The organism is Bacteroides sp. CACC 737 (assembly GCF_013874375.1).
Classification (GTDB): domain Bacteria; phylum Bacteroidota; class Bacteroidia; order Bacteroidales; family Bacteroidaceae; genus Bacteroides; species Bacteroides uniformis.
Window position 1 is genome coordinate 3,196,031 of record NZ_CP059408.1, and the last position, 23,735, is coordinate 3,219,765.

A 23,735-nucleotide genomic window follows, 5' to 3' on the forward strand; every position below is an offset into this window, starting at 1 on the left:
GCGCCTAAAAAGAAATTATAGCAAATGCATTTCAGCTGCACCGCTATTACTTTTCCACTTCCTTGCCCGCTTCTTCCCAACCGATGAAACCTTTGTCAAGGTCATAGATTATATATCCTTTTTTGCTCAGTATGGCAGCGGCCTTTTTACTACGCTTACCACTACGACAATATACTGCAACCGGTTTGTCCTTCTGCAGAGTGGAGTCGGCCATCGTTTCAAACGACTCATCCAGCACATTGATATTGATACTGTAGGGCACGTGTCCTTCCGAGTATTCGGCAACAGTACGCACATCCAGAAGCTGCACCTCCGGATTGGCTATCAATGTGGAAAAGTCATCTACCGAAACAGACTTGAACTGTCCCTCCTTCTGCTGGCAGGAAAAGAGGGTGGTAAAAACGAGGCAAAAGCCCGCGAACAATGTCTTCATCGAATATTTCATTTTAGTCAGGGTTATAAACAAAATCGTAAGTCTTGATGTCACCGGAATAAGTGTGCACACTGAAATGAACCATAACCTTCTGTATACCCACTGCCGCATACTGCCGCAAAGGTACGGAAGCGTAGGCACGTCTGGTATAAGACACTACCTCCTCCTTTGCGTCATGATACAGCGTCAGATATACTTCACTACACCCGATAGCAGTATCCACAATCACTTCATCCTCAACAAAATGGAACTTATGCTCACCATTCTCCTTGACTATCAGTGTCATATTGAGATAGTCGAGTCCCATCCAGATACCCAGCACATCAGTAGGGTCTGTCCTGACGCCCTCCTCGAACTTGTCAGCCGTTTGGGGAGCGACAGAAAGAACACCGCTCAAGGCATACAGCACCGCACCGGCAGTTCCATCGGCAGTTACCTCCGAAGCATAATTACTGATGACACGTACCGAGGCGTTTGCCTCTATGTTCGTCTTTGTCTTGTCCTCCACTACCGGCAAGGTTTCCCCTTCATCCGTCACAACAGACTGCAGATAGCCGTCAGCCCCCGAAAAGGCAGTCAGGAACTCCAGCTTCACGGAAGGATAATGATAATCATCATCGCCACAACCAGTCAACAGACAGGCCAACAAAGGCAAAAGCCACCAATCACAGTACTTCTTCATGTATTCATTCTTTTATAGCCGCCAGATAATTCTTCAACGGGTTGGCATACATCAGCAGCATTTTTCCGCGCAGGAAGTCCACGTCCTTATTGGGAATGGAGATACGCTCCAACTGTTGTTCTATATAGGCCGTGAAGCGCTGCTTATCCCCGGCAGTGTAATGGTCGGAAAAATCCTCCTTCCCCTCGAGAAAGTCGTGCGCCACATAATTATTGGGATACATCCGGTAGCTGGCATGAATACGTTTGTCTATCAGTGCAGACATGCGTGCAAAGAGTTCGGGCTTCGGAAGTGAACGGTCTATCTTCGCCAATTCATCATTCATGCAGGCACCCGTCTGGAAATGTACCCGCCCTTTATAGCCGAACAGTCCGGTCTGCATATTCAGCAAGTCGTCAGCCGTCGTTTTCTTATAGCCTTCAATGTCCCGTTTCAGTTGGAACTCCTGCGCTTTCAGGAAGTCGCAAGGGTCGTATTCATAGGAAATGGCAAGCGGAGCTATGTTCATTTCCATCAAGCGGTCAATGACGTCGCCTTCACCGCCTATTGCCAGCATCTTCAGCACACTGTCCTGCGTGCGGTCGTTGGAGTCCTTGGCACGCCCTTCGCGTTGTGCAATCCAGATAGACTGTTTCTTCTCACTGATGGTATAGTGCATATAGCGGGACATGCGTGCGGAAGCCTCCAGCATCTGGCGCATGGTCAACGCACGCTGCACGATGAAGGACTTGTTGACACGCACGAATTTCTTAATCCACGGATAGACAAGCAGGTTGTCGCCAATGGCTATCTCTACCGTATCCATACCCTGGTCTACCAACAGAATGGACAAGAAACCGGAATCGAGAATAATGTCGCGATGGTTGGAGACATAGGTATATGCTGCCGACTTGTCCGGCAACGCTGTATGGTCCAGAGTCAATCCATCCGTAGCCTCCTTCGCCAGCTTCCACAGAAGCCCATAGCAGAAAGTCTTCTGAAACTCCAGCTTGGTTTTACACGCGCGCATTTTCTGCGACCATACTTCAAAAGGTACACCCGGCATCACAGTATCCACTGCCTGCCGGAACGCCGCATCGGCAATCAGTTCCTCATAGACTTGAGGAAGTTCCTCATCATGATAAGGACGGATTTCATCAAATTCCACGTTCGCATTCATAATGAATAATGATTAATCCTTAAACTTGTTTTCTATAATATCTGTCATTACATCCTTCATCTCCATTCCGGCAGCGCGAACCTGCTGGGGAATAAAGCTGGTGGCAGTCATTCCGGGGGTGGTATTCACCTCCAGCAGATTGATTTTTTCCCCTTCGGTAATGATATAGTCCACACGGATAATGCCGTAGGCCCCGAGTATATCATAAATGGCAGAAGTCAGCGTCTGCACCCGGCGGGTCAAATCGTCCGAGATGCGGGCGGGAGTAATCTCGTCAGACGCACCATTATACTTAGCTTCATAATCGAAGTACTCGTTGTAGCTCACCACCTCCGTAATGGGGAACACTACGGACTTGTCTTTTGTTTTGTAACAGCCGCAGGTAATCTCGGTTCCGTCCATAAAGGCCTCCACCAGTACTTCCTGCGCTTCCGCAAATGCCTTGGCTATGGCAGGTTGTATCTGCTCTTTCGCCGTCACCTTGGTCACGCCGAAGCTGGAACCTCCCAAGCTGGGCTTAATGAAGCAAGGCAGACCGATTTTCTCCATCACATCTTCATCCGTCACCGACTGTCCGCCGCGCAGCAACAACGATTCGGCAATGCGCACACCGAAACCTTTCAGATACTGGTTGCAGGCAAACTTATCGTACGTGAGCGACGCTGCCAGTACTCCGCAACACGAATAAGGGATATGGAGCATATCAAAATAGCCCTGCAGACGGCCGTCCTCACCCGGAGTTCCGTGGATGGTAATATAGGCAAAGTCGAATGTCACTTTCTCGCCACCCAGCACGAAGCTGAAGTCATTGCGGTCTACCGGAGCCTTGGCGCCGTCGGGCAGCTGTACATGCCAGTCCAGTCCGTGCATTTCTACAATATATAAGGTATACTTCTCCTTGTCGATGAAGGAGTAAATCCCCTGTGCACTACGCAGGGAGACGTGGAATTCGGAGGTATCTCCTCCGGCTACAATAGCAATCGTGCGTTTCATTCTAATTCTCTGTTACTGATATAGCCTCTCCATTTGTCTATCAGCCGGGTCATGTCATCGGGCAATTCCGAAGTGAAGTACATTTCTTCTCCGGTGACGGGATGCACAAACCCCAGCGTCATGGCATGCAATGCCTGCCGCGGACAAGTGTCGAAGCAGTTGTTTACAAATTGTTTGTATTTGGCAAAATGGGTTCCTTTCAGGATTTCGTGTCCGCCGTAACGTTCGTCGTTGAAAAGTATGTGTCCGATGTGCTTCATGTGCACACGGATTTGATGGGTGCGTCCCGTTTCAAGGATACACTCCACCAATGTGACGTATCCCAAACGTTCAAGCACCCGGTAATGGGTGACGGCATGCTTTCCCTGGTCGTCGGGAAGGACGGTCATCTGCATGCGGTCTCTGGGATTACGGCCGATATTGCCGACAACGGTCCCTTCATCCTGTTCCACATTTCCCCAGACCAGCGCCCGGTAACGGCGTTTTGTCGTCTTGTTGAAGAACTGGTTGCCGAGATTCGTCTTGGCATCCGGAGTCTTGGCTATCACCAGCAGGCCGGAGGTGTCCTTGTCGATGCGGTGCACCAGTCCCACATGCGGGTCATTGGCATCATAATCGGGATTATCCTTCATGTGCCAGGCTATGGCGTTGACAAGCGTACCGTGATAGTTGCCATGACCGGGGTGCACCACCAGACCGGCAGGTTTGTTCACTACCATCAGATACTTGTCCTCATATACTATATCAAGGGGGATGTCTTCGGGGATGACTTCATTCTCATAGCGTGGACGGTCCATCATCACAGTGATTACATCCATCGGCTTCACCTTATAGCTGCTTTTCACAGCCTTGCCGTTCGCCATCACGAAGCCTGCATCGGCAGCCTTCTGGATGCGATTGCGCGAAGAGTTCGTCAAGCGGTCGAACAGATACTTGTCCACCCGCATCATCTCCTGCCCCTTGTCCACCACCACACGGAAGTGTTCATAGAGTTGCGCCTCGTCACCCACCGGCTCTACGTCGTCCAGCTCATCATTATCTATATCATCCGGCAATTCTTCTATCATCACGGCATTTACAATTTGACTATTTACAATTTACGATTGGAGTCAGATGTTTATCAGAACCAGGACTCATCTGCCGCAGAGTCTTCGGACAACACGGGTTCAACGGTACCTCCCACGGAATCCACTCCCAGGGAGTCTGCCTTCAAGGCGCCTCCATCTCCCACCATCAGCGTCAGCACTGCGCCGGTGGGCACTTTCTCGCCGATGGAAAGCTGACGCCCCTTATACTTCACGCCATACACCCAGTCCTTCTCACCCGGAATATACTGTATCTCGGCCAGCTTGAAGCCCGAAGCCAGAATACGCGCTTCCGCCTGCCGCAGCGAACTGTTGTCCGCCACATCGGGCACTATGTGCAGAGGGACTTCAATCGTATTGATCGTAAGATAGATGGTACGTCCTTCCTTTACCTTTTGTCCGGCTGCCGGATTATATTCGAGGATGCAGCCGGCAGGAAGAGTCTTGACATAACTGGAATCCGAAACGATGCAGACCAAGCCGCGGTTACGGAACATTTTCTCGGCTTCCTCCACTCCCATGCCCTTCACATCGGGCACTATCACAGCCTCGCCGTGGCGGGTATATATATCCAGTCCTTTCAGCACTCCGAACAGCAATCCCACTACCACAACGGCCATCGCAAGGATGTTCGCCCAGAAGAACCGGTTCTGCCGGAAAGAGAAAAAATCTTTTATTGTCATAATCGATAATGCATTATTTGGGACAAAGATACAATTTTCACCACATAGTACACGGAGTTGGCAATAGTTTTTTCCGGAGAAGCGGGCACAATACATAAGAAAAGCTGCAAAAGACCAGAATCAGTCTTTTGCAGCTCCCTTATTTCTTTAATACGAACGAGAACGACTATTATGCCTTTACTCCGTTGTATTCGTCAGAAACAGTCAGTTTCTTTCTGCCTTTAGCACGACGTGCTGCCAATACTCTGCGGCCGTTTGCTGTAGCCATTCTCTCACGGAAACCGTGTTTGTTCTTTCTCTTTCTGTTCGAGGGTTGAAATGTTCTTTTCATTACTGTATCTTGTTTTATGTTATTATTCTCACGAATTCGGGCTGCAAAAATAGGTACTTTTTTCAAATAAACCAAGAGATAACTCATTTTCTCTCAAAAGTTTTTGTGTTTTTTACCGAATTCCATTACTTTTGCACCCGCAAACCAGCACTAAAGAAGTAAATACCAATATAATAATATTAAAGACTATAAGTATGATTAATGCCCAAGACATTAAAATCGGAACTTGCATCCGCATGGACGGCAAGCTGTATTTCTGCATCGACTTCCTGCATGTAAAGCCGGGAAAAGGTAATACCTTCATGCGTACCAAGCTGAAAGACGTGGTGAACGGCTACGTTCTGGAACGTCGTTTCAACATCGGTGAGAAACTGGAAGACGTGCGTGTAGAACGTCGTCCCCACCAATACCTCTATCATGACGGTGACAACTACCAATTCATGAACCAGGAGACTTTTGACCAAATTCCCATCGCCCACGACCTCATCAACGGTGTTGACTTCTTGCTCGAAGGAATGATAGTAGACGTGGTATCAGACGCTTCCACAGAAACCGTGCTCTATGCCGACGTGCCCATCAAGGTTCAGCAGAAGATTACCTATACGGAACCGGGACTGAAAGGCGACACAGCCACCAACACGCTGAAGCCCGCCACAGTAGAATCCGGCGCCACAGTCCGCGTCCCCTTGTTCATCAACGAAGGCGAGACTATCGAAATCGATACGCGCGACGGTTCTTACGTAAGCCGCGTAAAAGCATAAGCCCTTTTGGAAATCAGGCAAATGCCCTTTTCATATCATCCCCGGTGCTCCACTTGGCATCCGGGGATTTTTCTTTCCATTTATTCATCTGCAAAGCTTAAATGATATATCTTTGCGGAGATAACCAAAACATAGAGCCATACCCATGAGATACTCCGTCATCATCCCCGTATACAACCGCCCCGATGAGGTAGACGAACTGCTGCAAAGCCTGACGCAGCAAAGTTTCAAGGATTTTGAAGTGATTGTGGTGGAGGACGGCTCCTCCATCCCCTGCAAGCCGGTCACAGAGAAGTATCAGGAACTATTGGACGTGCATTACTATGACAAGCCCAACTCCGGCCCCGGGCAGACCCGTAACTACGGGGCGGAACGAAGCAAGGGCGAATACCTGATAATACTGGACTCGGACTGCATCCTGCCCGAAGGTTATTTCCTTGCTGTGGAAGAAGAGCTGCAGCACGAAGCCGCCGATGCCTTCGGAGGCCCCGACCGCGCGCACGAATCATTCACAGACATACAGAAAGCCATCAACTACTCCATGACCTCCTTCTTCACCACCGGCGGTATCCGTGGGGGGAAGAAGAAGATGGACAAGTTCTATCCGCGCAGCTTCAACATGGGTGTGCGGCGGGAAGTGTACCAAGCCCTGGGCGGATTCTCGCGGATGCGCTTCGGGGAGGACATCGACTTCAGCATCCGAATCTTCAAGGGAGGATATACATGCCGGCTGTTCCCCGGTGCCTGGGTATACCATAAGCGCCGGACAGACTTCCGGAAGTTCTTCAAGCAGGTACACAATTCCGGGATTGCCCGCATCAATCTGTACAAGAAGTATCCGGAATCACTGAAGCTCGTCCACCTGCTGCCGGCCGCATTTACCCTGGGAGTGGCCATATTCCTGCTGGGAACGCCCTTCTGCCCGTACAGCCTGCTGCCCATCGCTCTTTATGCGCTTCTGGTATGCATCGATTCCACTATCCGGAACCGTAGCCTCAGCATCGGGCTCTACTCCGTTGCCGCCTCCTTCATCCAGCTCATCGGATACGGGACGGGGTTCCTGCGCGCCTGGTGGAACCGCTGCATACTTGGCAAGGACGAGTTCGAGGCGTTCAAAAAGAACTTTTACAAATAAGGAGGATTAGGGGTTAAGGATTAGGGATGATATGGAGAAACTGAATATCAACCAGTGGGCTGCAGAGGACCGCCCGCGGGAAAAGATGATGCAGAAAGGGGCGGAAGCCTTGAGCGATGCCGAACTGCTAGCCATCCTCATCGGCTCCGGCAATACGGAAGAAACCGCCGTGACACTGATGCAGCGCATACTCGCCGCCTGCGGCAACGACCTCAACCGCCTGGGCAAATGGGAGGTGCGGGACTTCTCCCGATTCAAAGGCATGGGCCCCGCCAAAAGCATCACCGTCATGGCATCCCTGGAACTAGGCAAACGCCGCAAGCTGCAGGAACGCTCCGGACGTACTGCCATCCGCTCTTCCGCCGACATCTACGAGCTGTTCCATCCCCTGCTCTGCGACCTTGCCACAGAAGAGTTCTGGGTACTGCTTATGAACCACGCCGCCAAAGTGATAGACAAGGTACGCATCAGCCGTGGCGGTATCGACCAGACCACCGCCGACGTGCGCAGTATCCTGCGCGAAGCCCTGCTGCAACGCGCCACACAGATAGCCCTTATCCACAACCATCCCTCCGGCAACCCGCACCCCAGCAACGACGACCGGCAGCTGACGGAACTCGTGAGGAAAGCCGCCCAAACCATGAACATACACCTGACCGACCACGTCATCGTCACGGACGGAAGCCATTACAGCTTCAACGACGAAGGATTGCTATAAATAATCCAAGTTACGGACATACTATACGAAAGACAAAAGCGGTCATAACACTAACTATCAGCACATTGTATTTACCTGCTATTTACCAGCCAATGTAAAAGCCGTTACCGCGGTATGTAAAAGCCGTTACCCTATATTGTAACGCCCTTTACCCCATATTGTAAAGACCTTTACCGCCTATTGTAAAAGGAGTTTCCCCAGGGGTAAAGGGAGTTCCCCCAGCGGGTGAAGCGTGTTTCCCCACCGTCAAACCCTTTCTGAAGTAATGAAAAGGAGGGCGTTCCTTTGCATTTTCAATTAAATTCCATAGCTTTGTTCTTTGAAAACCTATATATAAAACCCTACGAATATGACCAAATTTGAAATAGAAGAGAAAATAGTCTCCATGCTCAAGACCGTATTCGACCCGGAAATACCGGTAAATGTATACGACCTGGGACTGATTTACAAAATAGACGTCTCCGACCAGGGAGAAGCCTCCATCGACATGACGCTGACTGCCCCCAACTGTCCGGCAGCCGACTTCATCATGGAAGATGTGCGCCAGAAGGTGGAATCCATCGACGACGTTACCTCCGCCACCATCAATCTCGTCTTCGAACCCGAGTGGGACAAGGACATGATGAGCGAAGAAGCGAAACTGGAACTGGGATTCCTTTAAATCAGTTGAAAGTTCAAAGTTGAAAATGGAAAGTTGAAAATGAAGAATGTATATTTCCTCTCGGATGCTCACCTGGGCTCACGAGCCATCGAACACGGACGAACCCAAGAACGGAGGCTGGTCAACTTCTTGGACAGCATCAAGCACAAGGCATCGGCCGTATACCTGCTGGGAGACATGTTCGACTTCTGGTACGAATTCCGTACCGTAGTGCCCAAAGGATACACCCGCTTTCTGGGCAAGCTGTCCGAACTGACCGACCTGGGAGTGGAAGTCCACTTTTTCACGGGAAACCATGACCTTTGGTGCGGCGACTATCTGACCAAGGAGTGCGGCGTCATGATACACCGCGAACCGCTGACCACCGAAATCTTCGGAAAAGAGTTCTACCTTGCCCACGGTGACGGGCTGGGCGACCCGGACAAGAAGTTCAAGATGCTGCGCGCCATGTTCCGCAGCCGTACCCTACAGACGCTGTTCTCTGCCCTGCACCCCCGCTGGAGCATGGAGCTGGGACTGAACTGGGCCAAGCACAGCCGCTTGAAACGCATAGACGGGAAAGAACCCGCATACATGGGAGAAAACAACGAATACCTGGTGCTCTACACCAAGGAATACCTGAAAAGCCATCCCAACATCAACTACTTCATCTACGGTCACCGCCACATCGAACTGGACCTAATGCTGAGCAGTACCGCCCGCATCCTCATCCTCGGCGACTGGATAAACTACTTCTCGTACGCCGTCTTTGACGGCGAGAACCTCTTCCTTGAGAATTTTGTGGAGGGAGAGACGAAGCTATAACCCGCATTTCCAAACTGTTAACCATCATACCATTACCACCCATGAAACCTTTAAGACTGAAAAACATGATTGCCGGATGCCTGCTCGCAGCAGGAGCATTGCCGGTATGGGGACAATCCGGCGCCCCGACACTTGTCATCCGCATTGACGATCTCGGTGCCCTGCATTCCGTCAACGAAGCCTGCATCCAGACCTACCGCTCGGGTATTGCCCGCAGCGTGGAAGTGATGCCCGTAGCAGCCTGGTATCCGGAAGCCATCAAGATGCTGAAAGAAAATCCGGGACTGGACGTCGGCCTGCACCTCGTCATCACCAGCGAGTGGGAGAACGTGAAGTGGCGTCCGCTGACCCACTGCCCCAGCCTGACGGACGAGAACGGCTATTTCTACCCGATGATGTCCCCTAACCCCGCCTATCCGGGACAGTCCATCATGGAGCAGAAATGGGACATCAAGGAGATAGAGCAGGAGTTCCGCGCGCAGATAGAGACGACGCTGAAAAGCATTCCGCAACTCAGCCATCTGTCCGGACACATGCTCTCCACCGGTTTCAGCAAAGAAGTGAACGAGCTGGTGCAACGGCTCGCCAAAGAATACAACCTGCCGTCCATCGACCGCATGGACTCCTCCAAGGACTACCGGTTTACCTACATCGGATACGACGGCCCCAAAAGAACCGCCGAAGAAAAGGAGGCCAGCTTCATCAAAGCATTGGAGAAGTTGCAGCCGGGCCAGCGCTACCTTTTCTTAGACCACCCGGCACTGGACAACGATGAAATGAAAACCGTCTTCCACGTCGGATATGAGGACGTGGCGCTGGACCGCCAGGGAGTGACCGACCTGCTGACAAGCCCCCATGTCCGGAAAGCCATTGAGGACAAAGGCATAAAGCTGATTTCCATCAACCAACTGACCAAGGGCCTGCCCCGCACCGCCGCTACTCCGGAGCTGGACAAGGCCATGAACAGATATCTGGATGCCGTAAAGAAAGCCGGACAAGACCTGCACAGTATCATGATTGTGCAACACGGCAATGTCATTGCCGAAGAATGGATGGGCGAAGGGAAAGAGGATAAGCCTCACATCCTGAACTCCGTCAGCAAGACATTCACCGCCACCGCCGTGGGACTTGCCGCCTCCGAAGGCAGGCTGAAGCTGACGGACAAGGTCATCTCCTTCTTCCCCGACAAGCTTCCGGCAACCGTCAGCGAAAATCTGGCAGCCATGACCGTACGCGACCTGCTGACCATGAACTGCGGGCACGACACCGACCCCACCGGAACGGTACGCAAAAAGGCGGACGCCGATTGGGTGCAGGAGTTCCTTGCCTTCCCCGTGGAGCACAAGCCCGGTACCTTCTACACCTACAACAGCCTGGGAACCTACATGCTCTCAGCCATCGTACAGAAAGTGACGGGCGAGAAAGTGGTGGATTATCTCTATCCCCGTCTGTTCCGCCCGCTTGGCATCGTCAACGCCCGGTGGCAGGAAAGCCCGCAAGGCATCAATACCGGAGGCTGGGGGTTGTACCTCAAAACGGAAGACCTTGCCAAGATGGGACAACTGTTCCTGCAGAAAGGAAACTGGAACGGACAGCAGATTCTGCCCGAAAAATGGGTAAAGGAGGCATCTGCCTGCCAAGTGCCCTCACTGCCCGCCGGCATGAAACCGGAGATGCTGAAGAAAGCGAAGATGAGCGCCAAGACAAGCGACTGGCTGCAGGGCTACGGCTACCAGATGTGGCGCTGCCGCCACAACGCCTACCGTGCCGATGGTGCCAACGGACAATACATACTGGTGTTGCCGGACAAGGATGCCGTCATTGCCGTCACCGCCAACATCCCCGACATGCAGGCAGAGCTGAATCTAATATGGAAGTACCTGCTGCCCGCGCTATAAAACGTTTATTCTTATAAATGATTACAAAAAAGTGAAGGTCACCGGAACTTTTTCCCGGCATGGTTGTAGTAATATCATAACATTAAAAACATTAGCGTCATGGATGATATGATTTACAGAAACGACCCGATTGCCGAAGAGAACATAGACCCGCACGGACGTCCGGCAACGGATGAATTCGAGGAATGGAGCGAAGAGGTCTCCGAACGGACAGATACCGGATACAAGGACCAGAAAATAAAATCCGCCAAGGAACGGGAGAAACGTATCCGGGAGATGGATGAAATTATAAAGAAGGACCTTAAGGAATAAATTGACAGCCACCACAGATAGCACAGATTCTCACAGATTAGTCTCTTATACTTGATTTCAGAGCTTCCAATCTGTGAGAATCCGTGTAATCTGTGGTGACCTTTTATTATTTGTATCCGCCAGCCTTGGCTATGCGTTTCGGGATTTCCGTGTTGTCCATCTTACCCACGAACAGCTTGGAACCTGCACCTACTGCGAATACCGGCACATATCCGGCTGTATGGCCACCGCTGGTCCAGCCTACCATGGCAATCTGGCTCATCACCTTCTTGGCGGCAACGGCCAGGGGCTCAGTCTTGGCATAAAGACTTTCCTCAAACACTACATGCTTGTTCACAAATGATTCTTCGTAAGCATCACGCAGCATCTTCTCCTGCTCCCAGCTTACCGGCAGTTCTTTCCAGAAACCCATCTTTTCTGCCAGGAATTCCTTCATTTCCGGCCAGTTGATAACCTTGCGCATCTTGCGTAAGTCCGTGATGGAACGTGAAAGGATATCCTGAGACTGCTTCTGCTTGGCAAGGGCTTTCAGTTGAAGCTCGTACTTACCGGTACCCAGCCCCAGACCGCCGGTTTCATGGTCGGCAGTTACCACAATCAGCGTTTCTTTGGGATGCTTCTTATAGAACTCGTAAGCCACCTTGATGGCGTTGTCCATATCCACCACTTCCTCAAAGACTGTGGCGGGGTCGTTTCCGTGGCAGGCCCAGTCAATCTTTCCACCTTCAACCATCAGGAAGAAACCCTTGTTACTGCCTTTGGTCAGGAAAGAGATGGCACTCTCGGTAATTTCGGCCAGTGTCAGGTCGCCTTCCTGGCGGTCGATGGCATAGGGCAGGCAAGAAGGCTCTGCCCCTTCTTTCTGGATAAGAATCATCTTGTCCGCCTGGACAGACTTCGACTTATATTCGTCAAGGCCTCTTGCAACGGTATAACCGGCTTCTTCAAAGATAGGGAAGATGCTCGGAGCCTCTTTCTTGTCGACAGTGGTAGTCGGTTTCAAGAAACCACCGCCTGCATAGAAGTCGAAACCGGCTTTCGGCAGGTCGAGGGCTATCTCGTAATACATGCCACGGTCCGGCTGATGGGCATAGAATGCGGCGGGAGTAGCATGGTCCACGCTGACGCTGGTAGTTACCCCAACTTTCTTACCGGACTTTTTAGCTCTCTCGGCCACACTCTGGAGCACACTCTTATTATCGTCCATACCGATAGCGCCGTTGTAAGTCTTAACACCGGTAGCCAAGGCTGTTCCAGCAGCAGAAGAGTCAGTCACAGAGTTGGTAGCAGAGAAGGTAGTCGCCATGCTGGCAACCGGGAAAGAAGTGAACAGCAAAGGCTTTACACCGATGCGCCCTTCTTGTTCGGCCAGATACATCTCCGTACCGTTCACCTGGTTCACACCCATTCCATCACCGATGAAATAAAACACGTACTTCGCCTGCTGGGCATAGGCCATGCCGCTGGTCAGCAGTACAAAGAACAACACATACATTAATCGTTTCATAAGCAGTTCTTATTTAAAGTTATTCGGAAAATTGCCTTTATTGTTTTTAACCGAGTAACAAAGATAGCAATTTTAAAGGATTCGGAAAACATTTCGCCCCTACAAATACATTACATATTTGCAGGGGCGAAACCACATCCGGACTCCGGGAAGCCGGAACCGGGAGATATTACAGCGATATTACTTCTTCAGAATATCCATCGTGTCCGAAGCAATCATCAGCTCCTCGTCAGTGGGGATTACCACTACCTTCACCTGAGAATCTTCGGTAGAAATAACCATTTCTTCACCACGTACTTTGTTCTTCTCAGCATCCAGCTTTATACCCATGAATTCCAGGCCTTCGCATGCACCCCAGCGGGCACTTGCCTGATTCTCACCGACACCACCGGTAAATACTACGATATCCACACCACCCAAAGCAGCGGCATAGGCACCGATATATTTCTTGATACGGTAGAAGTACATTTCTTCAGCCAGGACAGCCTTCGGATTGCCGGCAGCTACGGCATTTTCCAGGTCGCGCATGTCACTGGATTCACCGAAGATACCCAGCACACCACTCTTCTTGTTCAGGAGGTTGGATATACCGTTTACATCCAGACCTTCCTTTTCCATAATGAAGGAAACAGCACCGGCATCGATATCACCGCTGCGGGTACCCATCATCAGCCCCTCAAGCGGAGTCAGGCCCATGCTGGTATCCACGCACTTGCCGTCCTTAATGGCAGTAATGGAACCGCCGTTACCGATGTGGCAAGTGATAATCTTCTTTCCTGCCGGCTCTACACCCAGGAATTCGCAGACGCGCTGTGATACATAACGATGGGATGTCCCGTGGAAACCGTAACGGCGTACACCATACTTTTCATAAAGCTCATAAGGCACGGCATATAAATAGGCATGCTTCGGCATGGTCTGGTGGAAAGCCGTATCAAATACACCAATCTGCGGAACATCCGGCAGAATAGCAGATATTGCATTTACACCCTTCAGGTTAGCAGGATTGTGGAGCGGAGCCAGGTCGTTGCAGGCAGTGAAGGCGGCAAGCACTTCCGGCGTCAGTCGTACAGACTCGCTGAACTTTTCGCCTCCATGCACCATACGGTGGCCTACGGCATTGATTTCGTCCAAAGACTTGATGGCTCCATATTCAGGGTTTGTCAAGGTGTTCAGAATAAATTCCACACCTACAGTATGTTCGGGAATATTCTTTTCAAGAATCTTCTTCTCACCGCTGGGCAAGGTGAACTTCAGGAAAGAGTCTTTCAAACCAATTTTTTCAATACCACCCTGGGCGATAACTTCCTTCCGGTCCATATCAAACAATTTGTACTTGATGGACGAGCTACCGCAGTTCAATACTAAGATTTTCATATTATATATCAGATTTAGAAGTTATTCAGCGTTCTTTTTGGCTGCAATAGCCTGATTTGCAGTAATGGCAATCATGCGATAAACGTCCTCGATGGAGCAACCGCGTGAAAGGTCGTTCACCGGACGGGCAATACCTTGCAGGATAGGACCTACAGCATCGGCATGTCCCAGACGTTGTACCAGCTTATAGGAAATATTACCCACCTCAAGACTGGGAACAACCAGTACATTGGCATGTCCGGCAATGGAAGAACCCGGAGCCTTGCTTGCACCTACTTCCGGCACCAAAGCAGCATCGGCCTGCAACTCACCATCGATGGCAATGTCGGGAGCCATTTCCTTGGCAATCTTCAATGCCTCAACCACTTTATCCACCACTTCGTGCTTGGCAGAGCCCTTGGTAGAGAAGCTCAGCATGGCAACTTTCGGATCGAGACCGGCAACTGCCTGAGCTGTACGTGCCGTACATACGGCAATCTGTGCCAATTGTTCTGCATCGGGCACCGGAGTCACAGCCACGTCACCCATCACCAGGATGCCGTTCTTTCCATATTCAGGAGCATGCGTCAGCAGCAGCATGGCACCCGAAACGCAAGTGATGCCCGGAGCAGTCTTGATAATCTGCAAAGCAGGACGAAGTACATTGCCCGTAGTGTTGCGTGCACCTGCCAACTGGCCGTCAGCATCTCCATTCTTTATAATCAGACAGCCTAAATAAAGCGGGTCGACAACCAGCTTGCGAGCCTCTTCGATGGTCATGCCTTTCTTCTTACGAAGTTCGCAAAGCAACTGGGCATATTCTTCTTTCTTAGGATGGTCTTCCGGGTCGATAATGGTAGCCTTATTGATGTTCCCCAATCCCCACTCTTTGGCACAAGCCTCTATCTCAGCAGGTTTTCCAAGGATAATCAAGTCGGCCACCCCATCAGTCAATATCTGATTGGCAGCTTTCAATGTACGTTCTTCCGTACCCTCGGGAAGAACAATTCGTTGGCGGTTTGCTTTGGCGCGCTCAACAATTTCATTAATTAATCTTTGCATGATATTTTAATTGTCTATTAAGAATCGGCAGTATGTGTTATTCACGCCGCAAAAGTACACAATTTTGCAATATCTACATTGCAAATGTCGGTCTTTTTACTGTTCAGTCCATAATTATTATATTATTTAACATTAGCTGTTCCCCGCATTCGTGTGTACGCGCACGTACCCCTCTGCAACAAACAATTACCCGTCCGGCAGGAATAACCTACCCGACTCTGCAAACGACATGAAAAAAATCAGGTTATAACGATAACAAGCAATACATAGAATACCTACCTTTGCAGCGTTTTCAACATATAACAATAGGTATTATAATAGTATGATTCGTCAATGCGCCATCCTTTTCGGATGCTTAGCTTTGGGTGAACTGATTGTTTTCCTTACAGGTATCAAGTTGCCTTCCAGCATCATCGGTATGTTGCTGCTCACCCTATTCTTGAAATTGGGTTGGATTAAACTGCACTGGGTGCAGGGTATGTCCGACTTCCTGGTTGCCAACCTGGGCTTTTTCTTTGTACCGCCCGGTGTAGCCCTCATGCTTTACTTCGATGTCATCGCCTCCGAGTTCTGGCCGATAGTAACCGCTTCCATAATCAGCACCCTGCTGGTGATTGTAGTCACCGGATGGGTTCACCAACTAACACGTAAAATCAAATGAACTTTTTAGAAAACGAATTTTTCCTATTGGCTGTCACCTTCGGGATTTTCTTTCTAGCCAAACTCCTGCAGAAAAAGACCGGCATCATGTTGCTGAACCCCATCCTGCTGACAATCGCCATCCTCATTGTCTTCCTGAAGATGACACATATCAGTTATGAGACCTACAATGAAGGAGGACATCTGATAGAATTCTGGCTAAAGCCCGCTGTTGTAGCTCTGGGCGTCCCCCTATACCTCCAATTGGAAACGATTAAGAAACAACTGCTCCCCATCATGCTGTCACAACTTGCCGGCTGCATTGTGGGAGTTATCTCTGTCGTGCTGATAGCTAAATTGATGGGGGCTTCCGACGAGATAATCTACTCCCTGGCACCCAAGTCGGTCACTACGCCGATAGCCATGGAAGTAACCAAGTCGCTGGGCGGCATTCCCTCACTTACCGCCGCCGTAGTGGTCTGCGTAGGCTTACTGGGAGGAATACTGGGCTTCAAGACCATGAAACTGACCCACATCGGCAGTCCTATGGCACAAGGCCTTTCCTTGGGAGCCGCCGCCCACGCGGTAGGAACTTCCACTGCCATGGACATCAGCCGCAAATACGGCGCATTCGCCAGCCTCGGCCTGACCCTGAACGGTATCTTCACAGCATTGCTGACCCCAACTATCCTGCGATTATTAGGGCTACTCTAACAAAATCTTCTTATTTTTGTTATCTATAATCATAACCAACTAAAAACAACGTATGATTTCATTTAAAGATATCGAATTACAAGACAAAAAACTGATTACCTCCTATACACAGAACAGTCCGCGACGGAATTGCGACCTCTCTTTCTCCAACCTATGCAGCTGGCGTTTTCTATACAATACAAAGTTTGCCATCATGGACGGCTTCCTCCTACTGAAATTCTGGGCAAACGACGAACTGGTGTACATGATGCCGATAGGCAACGGAGATTTGACAAAAGTACTGGACGCACTGGTCGAAGACGCACACCGGGAAGGAGAACCTTTCTGCCTGCTGGGAATATGTTCGGGCATGTGCTCGGAACTGGAAGCCTTCATGCCCGGAAAATTCCAGTTCACAGCAGACCGGGATTATGCCGATTACCTCTATCTGCGTACAGAGCTCGCTACGCTTGCCGGAAAGAAATTCCAGTCCAAACGGAATCATGTCAACAAATTTAAACGCACCTATAATTACGAATATACTCCCATCACTCCCGACCGCATCCAGGAATGTCTGGACCTGGAAGCTGAATGGTGTAAGGCCAACAACTGCGACCAGCATGAAGGAACGGGCAACGAACGTCGCGCACTGGTCTACGCCCTCCACAATTTTGAAGAACTGGGACTGACCGGAGGCATCCTGCATGTAGACGGCAAAATTGCCGCCTTCACTTTCGGAATGCCCATCAACCAAGATACCTTCGGGGTACATGTGGAAAAGGCCGATACCAGCATAGACGGAGCATACGCAATGATTAACTATGAATTTGCCAACCACATCCCCGAACAATATGTCTACCTCAACCGTGAAGAGGATTTGGGTATTGAAGGATTGCGCAAGGCCAAACTTTCGTACCAGCCTGCCATTATTCTGGAAAAATACGTGGCATGTCTGAAAGACGAGCCGGTGGAAGCGATTAAGTGGTGAGAGTAAGGATTAAGGATTAAAAGAATAAGGGATTGATGATGCGGGAAAAGGTAAAGAAGCTATGGAAGCTCTGTTTCAATGATAGTGAGGAATTTACTGAATTGTATTTTCGGCTCCGCTACAACAATGATATCAATATTGCCATCCAAAGCGGCGAAGAAGTGATTGCCTCCCTACAAATGTTGCCTTATCCTATGACGTTCGAAGGAGAAGATATTCATACAGCCTATATATCCGGCGCTTGCACACACCCTGATTACCGTAACCGGGGCGTAATGCACGAGCTGTTATCACAAGCCTTTGCACGGATGCTACACAATAATGTCGCCTTATCCACCCTGATACCGGCAGAGCCGTGGCTGTTCGACTACTATGCCCGCAGTGGTTATGCACCCGTATTCCGCTATGCCGAAGAGACTTTTATCGCTTCCGGCATACCGGCAGCCGATACGGGCCTTACTTTGGAAATGTCTGCCGAGTATAGTGAAAAAAGATATGAATATCTCGACCGGAAATTGCGGGAGCGCCCTTGCTGCATTCAGCATACGAAAGAGGATTTTCAGGTTATCATTGCCGATTTACAACTGGGGCAGGGCTTCGTTTGCACTTTGAGCAATGGGAAGGAAATCACGGCTTTGGCCATTACCTATCCGATAGGGAAAGCCAACTGGCGCATTGGAGAAATCGTGTCGGATACTCCCGTAACAAACACTTTACTGCTTCAACATATCTGCCAAAGCCTGAATCTCCCGTCCATCCGGGTTCTCACTCCTCCCACTACCGATAAAAGCCAACTTTTGGGCATGGCACGCATCATCAATGCCAAAACCATGCTGCAACTCTATGCTACGGTCCATCCGGAACTGGAACTCAGCATTCATCTTACTGATGAGCAAGTCAGTGCCAATAACGGTTACTACTACCTCAACAATGGTAAATGTATGAATAGTGCCAAGCGTCTGCCAGGCAGCCACTTGGCACTTACAATCGGTGAACTCACCGAAAAAATATTTGCAACATCAAGCCCATATATGAGCTTGATGTTGAACTAGCATTACAATCCGCTGAAGTCGACTCCCTCAAATACCAACGAAGGAATCTGCCATGAGCGGTTTGGTTGAGGGTCATTGCCCACAGCAACCAAGGAATTCCACAAAGCAACCATGTTACCCGTCACATTCATTTCGTTGACAGGCTGTGTCAGCTTACCGTCTTCAATAAGGAACCCCTCTATACCATAAGAGAAGTCACCGGTACTGCTATTGCTGTTACCGCCATTGAAGCCCGTAACCAAAATGCCTTGTTTAACATCTGCCACCAACCCGTTCAGGTCTTTATCACCCGGTACCAGAATCAGGCGTGAAGGCGTACTGATAGTAGGAGCCATATTCATCTTCTTACCATTGTAGGTATCGATGAAATAAGTTTTCAGCACCCCCTTATCAAAGACAGTGCGGGGTTCAGTAGCCACACCCTCATTATCGAAGTAGCGCGAACCGTTTGCACCGATGACATGCGGCTCGTCACGCAACGTGAAGAGGTCCGAAGCCACCTTCGCATCCAGCTTGTCCATCAGGAAGGAATTCTTTTGTTGCAGAGCACTGCCATACAATGCACTTAGCATCGGGCTGAGCAGATTTCCCACATTCATAGGGTCAACCACCATTGTATATTTACCCGACTTTGCTTTCTTCTGTCCCAGCTTGCGCAATACGCGTTCCAATGCCTTGGCACCGATTCCCGTCTTCGTCAATTTATCATAGAACAGAGCCGAGTCGTACCAGTAATCCTGAGGACGCGCTTCACCTTCTCCCTTAATGGATACACTGGCTGAGACAGAGAACCAGGTACTCTTCGACTCGCCTTCAAATCCGTTGCTTATCAAACGATAGGAAGAACCCTCACCATCACTATAAGAAGAATCAACCGAAATGATACGCTCATCCTTGCCCAATACCTCCTCTGCAGCAGCACGGGCAATCGCCACTTTATCATCCGGGTTGACTTCATAGAGTTTCTTATCAAAAAGCTGCAAGTCAGGCTTGCCTCCTTTATAGTAGCGTGCAGGGTCGGCCAGCATACGCGACTCATCCACCGCCAGATAGCGGGTAGACTCTATACCATTCGTGATAAGAGTTTCCAATTCTTTCTTATCCAGCCGATTGGTGGAAAAAGAGCCGAAACGTCCGTCCACATAAAGATTCAATCCCAAACCATTCTCCGTAGACTGCTGCAAACGGTCCATTTTGCCGTCACGCAGTTCAAAAGAAGAATTAGAATTTGTATATAGCACCAGTTTGGCTGCCTGGCAACCGTTCTTCAAGGCATATTCCATTGCCCATTGTGCCAATTTCTTATTGTCGTCTGTAATCATGTCTTTAATTGATAGTTGATAATTAACTTTCTCCTCCTACAGTCAGCTTGCTGACTAGTGCCGATGGCATACCGCAGGTAACGGGACAAGACTGACCGTCTTTACCACAAGTCCAAGTACCGTTGTCAATCTTATCGTTATTTGCCACCATCGTGATGTCAGCCAATGCTTTCGGACCATTACCGATGATATTTATATCCTTGACGGGCTGCGTCAGCTTGCCATCCTCAATCAAGTAACCCGACTTCACAAAGAAGGTAAAGTCTCCGGCACCGATTTGCACCTGGCCATTGGTAAACTGGTCACAATAGATACCTTTCTTCACGGTGGAGATAATGTCCGCTTCCTTCATATTGCCGGCTTCCATATAAGTGGCACGCATACGGGGGATAGGAGTATTACGGAAAGTATCGCGACGTCCGTTTCCAGTAGGAGCCACCCCATAATGCTTGGCACTGATGCGGTCGTGCAGATAACTGGTCAGGATACCTTCCTTCACGATATAGGTTTTCTGACCTTCCACACCCTCATCGTCGAAATTCACGGCTCCACGATTGAAGGCGATGGTACCGTCATCCACCACGTTGATATGCTCATCGCACACCTTCTTTCCCAAAAGGTCGCAGAAAATGGAAGTACGTTTACGGTTGAAGTCAGCCTCAAAAGCATGTCCTATGGCTTCGTGCAACAAGATACCCGAACCGCCAGCCCCCATCACGACGGGCATTTCGCCACCTTTGGGTTTCACAGCCTTGAACAAGATAGCAGTCTTATCCACCGCCTCACGTGCAATAATATCCACGATGTCATCCGTCATGAATTCAAAACCCTTGCGGTAAGAACGACCAGCATAACCGTTCTCCATCTTTCCATTCTCTTCCATGATGCAGACTGCCATAAAAGAAACCATCGGACGGTAGTCGTAATAGCTCACGCCCTCGGAATTACAGAACAGCACGTGCGATGTACTGTCAGAAAGAGAAGCCTGCACCTTACGTACACGATTGTCCAAAGAGAAAATCTTTTCGTTCAGCTTTTCTAAATAAGGTATTTTTGCCTTGACACTCACGTCCTCCCAAGGTTCAGTGACGGCATAGCGGCTTTTGGCAATTGTCTTTTCCGTCAGTCCTACAGATTTTCCGGCCTTGCCCGAAGAGGCGATACGGGCAGCAGTACGTGCAGCACGCAGCATTTCTTCCATAGTTACCCCTTCCACATAAGCATAACCCGTCTGGTCGCCTGCCAATACGCGTACGCCCATACCGAAGTCAATGTTAGCTCCACAGTTGTTTACTTTGCCGTCCATCAGAACCACACTGTTGTTGAATGTGTGTTCAAAATAAAGGTCAGCATAATCGCCGCCTTTTTCCAGAGCGGCAGCCATCACTTTCTTCAAGTCAGCCTCCGTCACACCGAAGTGAACCATTGCCGAAGCTACGGCAGACTGATTATCTGCTCCTCCTAAAGCTCCGCGTACTGACGCAGGCATAGCCAACGAGGGTACTGCCAGCGAACCTAACATCGCCAGACTTCCCGTCCGCAAGAAATTTCGTCTATCCATCCTTTTCAGTTATTAGTTATAAGATATTGTTTTTTATATCATAGTTATATGACGTAAAAATAGGAGATTTTGTCACACCTCAGCTTTCCTTTGTTAACAAACTTTCCAATTCCTCTGCATTCAGACGCAGATAGAATTGTCCTTTGTAAGCCACTGAAATGCCTCCGGTCTCCTCCGATACAATGATGGCATGCGCATCAGACACCTGGGAAATCCCCATGGCAGCACGATGCCTCAGCCCCAGTTCCTTAGGAATGTCCAGATTATGGGAAACAGGCAGGATACATCCCGCCGCTTTGATACGTTTCTTACTGATAACCATCGCTCCATCGTGCAACGGACTGTTCTTAAAGAAAATATTCTCAATCAGACGCTGGTTTATATCGGCATTGATAATCTCTCCCGTACGCACCACATCATCCAAAGGCAGATTATGTTCAATGACAATCAGGGCACCAACCTTCTGCTTCCCCATACTGATACATGCCATTACCACCGGCATGATGTCGTCATGTTCCAGCTTCTCTTTCTTGTTACCGGTGAAGAAGCGCACCAGCGCACTGGCATGCTGATGCGAGCCGAGTGTCAGCAAGAAGCGCCGTATCTCGTCCTGAAACAAAATGATAAGCGCCAGCACGCCTACACTGACCAGCTTGTCGAAGATAGAACCGAGCAATTTCATCTCCAGCACCTGCGATACCACCAGCCATATCAAGATAAACACCAGGATACCCGTAAACACATTTATAGAACCGGAGGCTTTCATCAGCTTATACGTATAGTACAGCAAAAAAGCCACTAACAGAATATCTATAAAATCTTTTATTCCAAATTCAAAAAACACGATATCGAATGATTAGGGGTTAGGGACTAGGAATTATTTCGCATAGCTTGCACAATCCGTACGGTTTCCACGGCTTCTTTCACGTCGTGTACGCGGAGAATGTCAGCACCTTTCAGCAGACAGATGGTATCGAGCACCGTAGTACCATTCAGCGCCTCCTGAGGAGTAATGTCCAACAAGCGGTATATCATCGATTTACGTGAAACACCTACCAATAAAGGCAACTCAAAAATACGGAAATCTTCCAGATGGGACAGCAATTCATAATTATGCTCTATTGTCTTTCCAAAGCCGAAACCGGGGTCCAGAATGATGTCTTTCACACCTAAGTCACGCAATTGCTGCACCTTGCGTGCAAAATACAAGAGAACCTCTTCCAGAAGATTGTCGTAATGAGGATGCTGCTGCATACTTTGCGGAGTGCCTTGCATGTGCATCATAATATAAGGCACATTCAACGCCGCAACGGTATGGAACATATCCGCATCCATCTCACCGGCCGCAATATCGTTGATGATGGCAACCCCATACTCCTCCACACACATTCTTGCCACATCCGCCCTGAAAGTGTCTACCGACACCACAGCATCCGGCTGTATCTCAAAAAGTATTTTCAGCCCCATACGCAGCCGTTCCATCTCCTCCCGGGCAGAGACATTGTCGGCATTGGGACGGGAAGAGTAAGCGCCTATATCAATAATGGCCGCTCCCTCCGAAACTATCTGTTTCACCCGGCGTACTATTTCCGCCTCTGTCTGTGTACGGCTACCGGCATAAAAGGAATCTGGAGTAACGTTCAGTATGCCCATGACACGGGGTTGAGAAAGGTCAAGCAGCGAACCGTTGACATTTATATATCGGGCAGTTGTAATTTCCATAGGCAGTCTGTTCTATATAGTACCTGCAAATGTAAACAAAAAAGTGGTTTCAAAATACATAAACTCATAAAACTGATAAGTTTTTTGCTTGTACCCGGGAAGGGAGAGGATTAAAACTATATCTTTGCACGATGGTTTACCACAGATTACACAGATTCACACAGATTGATTTAATTAT

At 49.6% G+C, this 23,735-nt stretch carries 25 protein-coding genes; 11 read left to right on the forward strand and 14 right to left on the reverse strand.

Translation table 11 applies throughout. The features are described 5' to 3' along the window. Positions 1–46: 46 nt before the first annotated feature. From H1A11_RS13630 to rpmH, 7 genes are all read right to left on the reverse strand, one after another. A complete protein-coding gene (locus tag H1A11_RS13630) occupies positions 47–433 on the reverse strand; it encodes a rhodanese-like domain-containing protein (RefSeq protein ID WP_117965661.1) in 387 nt (128 codons plus the stop codon). 13 nt (positions 434–446) lie between these two features. Beyond that, entirely contained in the window at positions 447–1,115 is a 669-nt protein-coding gene (locus H1A11_RS13635) for a NigD-like C-terminal domain-containing protein (protein ID WP_117965571.1), read from the reverse strand. Positions 1,116–1,119: 4 nt separating this feature from the next. Then, a complete protein-coding gene (locus H1A11_RS13640) occupies positions 1,120–2,274 on the reverse strand; it encodes a 1-acyl-sn-glycerol-3-phosphate acyltransferase (protein WP_181757341.1) in 1,155 nt (384 codons plus the stop codon). Positions 2,275–2,286: 12 nt separating this feature from the next. After that, complete coding sequence (locus H1A11_RS13645; RefSeq protein WP_117965576.1) at positions 2,287–3,267, reverse strand: D-alanine--D-alanine ligase; 981 nt, start codon at positions 3,265–3,267, stop codon at positions 2,287–2,289. Then, positions 3,264–4,334 (reverse strand): RluA family pseudouridine synthase, encoded by a 1,071-nt coding sequence (locus H1A11_RS13650; protein ID WP_005834741.1) that lies wholly within the window; start codon positions 4,332–4,334, stop codon positions 3,264–3,266. Before H1A11_RS13650 ends, H1A11_RS13645 begins: the two co-directional genes overlap by 4 nt. Positions 4,335–4,387: 53 nt before the next feature. Then, the gene (locus H1A11_RS13655; protein ID WP_117600267.1) at positions 4,388–5,035 is read right to left on the reverse strand and encodes a PASTA domain-containing protein; all 648 of its coding nucleotides are present in this window, start codon (positions 5,033–5,035) and stop codon (positions 4,388–4,390) included. Positions 5,036–5,204: 169 nt separating this feature from the next. Then, positions 5,205–5,366 carry a 50S ribosomal protein L34 gene (gene rpmH, locus H1A11_RS13660; protein WP_004292199.1) on the reverse strand — a complete coding sequence of 54 codons (162 nt, stop codon included), beginning with the start codon at positions 5,364–5,366 and terminating at the stop codon, positions 5,205–5,207. Between the two features lie 194 nt (positions 5,367–5,560). Here rpmH and efp point away from each other — a divergent pair, with 194 nt between their 5' ends. The 7 genes from efp (at position 5,561) to H1A11_RS13695 (ending at position 11,655) form a co-directional block, all read left to right on the forward strand. Beyond that, positions 5,561–6,127 carry an elongation factor P gene (efp, locus tag H1A11_RS13665; protein ID WP_005825176.1) on the forward strand — a complete coding sequence of 189 codons (567 nt, stop codon included), beginning with the start codon at positions 5,561–5,563 and terminating at the stop codon, positions 6,125–6,127. Positions 6,128–6,272: 145 nt separating this feature from the next. Further along, positions 6,273–7,262: a glycosyltransferase family 2 protein gene (locus H1A11_RS13670; RefSeq protein ID WP_138344623.1), complete on the forward strand. Its 990-nt coding sequence runs from the start codon at positions 6,273–6,275 to the stop codon at positions 7,260–7,262. Positions 7,263–7,293: 31 nt separating this feature from the next. Next, positions 7,294–7,980, forward strand: a complete 687-nt coding sequence (gene radC / locus H1A11_RS13675) for a DNA repair protein RadC (protein ID WP_022401073.1) — start codon at positions 7,294–7,296, stop codon at positions 7,978–7,980. A 349-nt stretch (positions 7,981–8,329) separates the two neighbouring features. After that, positions 8,330–8,641, forward strand: coding sequence for a metal-sulfur cluster assembly factor (locus tag H1A11_RS13680; protein ID WP_117965579.1), 312 nt, complete (start codon positions 8,330–8,332; stop codon positions 8,639–8,641). Between the two features lie 39 nt (positions 8,642–8,680). Beyond that, positions 8,681–9,445, forward strand: a complete 765-nt coding sequence (locus tag H1A11_RS13685) for a UDP-2,3-diacylglucosamine diphosphatase (RefSeq protein ID WP_005824878.1) — start codon at positions 8,681–8,683, stop codon at positions 9,443–9,445. Between the two features lie 41 nt (positions 9,446–9,486). After that, complete coding sequence (locus H1A11_RS13690; protein ID WP_181757342.1) at positions 9,487–11,343, forward strand: ChbG/HpnK family deacetylase; 1,857 nt, start codon at positions 9,487–9,489, stop codon at positions 11,341–11,343. 99 nt (positions 11,344–11,442) lie between these two features. Then, complete coding sequence (locus H1A11_RS13695; RefSeq protein WP_008662841.1) at positions 11,443–11,655, forward strand: hypothetical protein; 213 nt, start codon at positions 11,443–11,445, stop codon at positions 11,653–11,655. Positions 11,656–11,761: 106 nt separating this feature from the next. Here H1A11_RS13695 and H1A11_RS13700 read toward each other — a convergent pair whose 3' ends face one another. The 3 genes from H1A11_RS13700 to pta all read right to left on the reverse strand — a co-directional run bounded on the left by H1A11_RS13700 (position 11,762) and on the right by pta (position 15,580). Then, positions 11,762–13,162, reverse strand: coding sequence for an alkaline phosphatase (locus H1A11_RS13700; protein WP_117965585.1), 1,401 nt, complete (start codon positions 13,160–13,162; stop codon positions 11,762–11,764). Positions 13,163–13,342: 180 nt separating this feature from the next. Continuing rightward, on the reverse strand, positions 13,343–14,539 hold the full coding sequence (locus H1A11_RS13705) for an acetate/propionate family kinase (RefSeq protein ID WP_117965588.1): 1,197 nt from the start codon (positions 14,537–14,539) through the stop codon (positions 13,343–13,345). A gap of 21 nt (positions 14,540–14,560) precedes the next feature. Next, positions 14,561–15,580, reverse strand: a complete 1,020-nt coding sequence (gene pta, locus H1A11_RS13710; protein WP_117600262.1) for a phosphate acetyltransferase — start codon at positions 15,578–15,580, stop codon at positions 14,561–14,563. Between the two features lie 322 nt (positions 15,581–15,902). Between pta and H1A11_RS13715 the strand changes: the two genes are divergently transcribed. From H1A11_RS13715 to H1A11_RS13730, 4 genes are read left to right on the forward strand one after another with little or no spacing between them, the layout of a single operon-like run. Beyond that, positions 15,903–16,241, forward strand: coding sequence for a CidA/LrgA family protein (locus H1A11_RS13715; RefSeq protein WP_117600260.1), 339 nt, complete (start codon positions 15,903–15,905; stop codon positions 16,239–16,241). Continuing rightward, positions 16,238–16,933 carry an LrgB family protein gene (locus tag H1A11_RS13720; protein WP_005824898.1) on the forward strand — a complete coding sequence of 232 codons (696 nt, stop codon included), beginning with the start codon at positions 16,238–16,240 and terminating at the stop codon, positions 16,931–16,933. Before H1A11_RS13715 ends, H1A11_RS13720 begins: the two co-directional genes overlap by 4 nt. Before the next feature lie 52 nt (positions 16,934–16,985). Beyond that, on the forward strand, positions 16,986–17,900 hold the full coding sequence (locus tag H1A11_RS13725; protein WP_117600259.1) for a DUF2156 domain-containing protein: 915 nt from the start codon (positions 16,986–16,988) through the stop codon (positions 17,898–17,900). A gap of 35 nt (positions 17,901–17,935) precedes the next feature. Then, complete coding sequence (locus H1A11_RS13730) at positions 17,936–18,952, forward strand: GNAT family N-acetyltransferase (RefSeq protein ID WP_138344625.1); 1,017 nt, start codon at positions 17,936–17,938, stop codon at positions 18,950–18,952. Between the two features lie 2 nt (positions 18,953–18,954). Here H1A11_RS13730 and H1A11_RS13735 read toward each other — a convergent pair whose 3' ends face one another. The 4 genes from H1A11_RS13735 to folP all read right to left on the reverse strand — a co-directional run bounded on the left by H1A11_RS13735 (position 18,955) and on the right by folP (position 23,557). Beyond that, entirely contained in the window at positions 18,955–20,274 is a 1,320-nt protein-coding gene (locus H1A11_RS13735; RefSeq protein ID WP_117965594.1) for a TldD/PmbA family protein, read from the reverse strand. Between the two features lie 22 nt (positions 20,275–20,296). After that, complete coding sequence (locus H1A11_RS13740; RefSeq protein WP_117965597.1) at positions 20,297–21,835, reverse strand: TldD/PmbA family protein; 1,539 nt, start codon at positions 21,833–21,835, stop codon at positions 20,297–20,299. Between the two features lie 79 nt (positions 21,836–21,914). Continuing rightward, a complete protein-coding gene (gene cdaA, locus H1A11_RS13745; RefSeq protein ID WP_005824908.1) occupies positions 21,915–22,679 on the reverse strand; it encodes a diadenylate cyclase CdaA in 765 nt (254 codons plus the stop codon). Positions 22,680–22,705: 26 nt separating this feature from the next. Next, a complete protein-coding gene (folP, locus tag H1A11_RS13750; protein ID WP_117965599.1) occupies positions 22,706–23,557 on the reverse strand; it encodes a dihydropteroate synthase in 852 nt (283 codons plus the stop codon). Positions 23,558–23,735 lie beyond the last annotated feature (178 nt).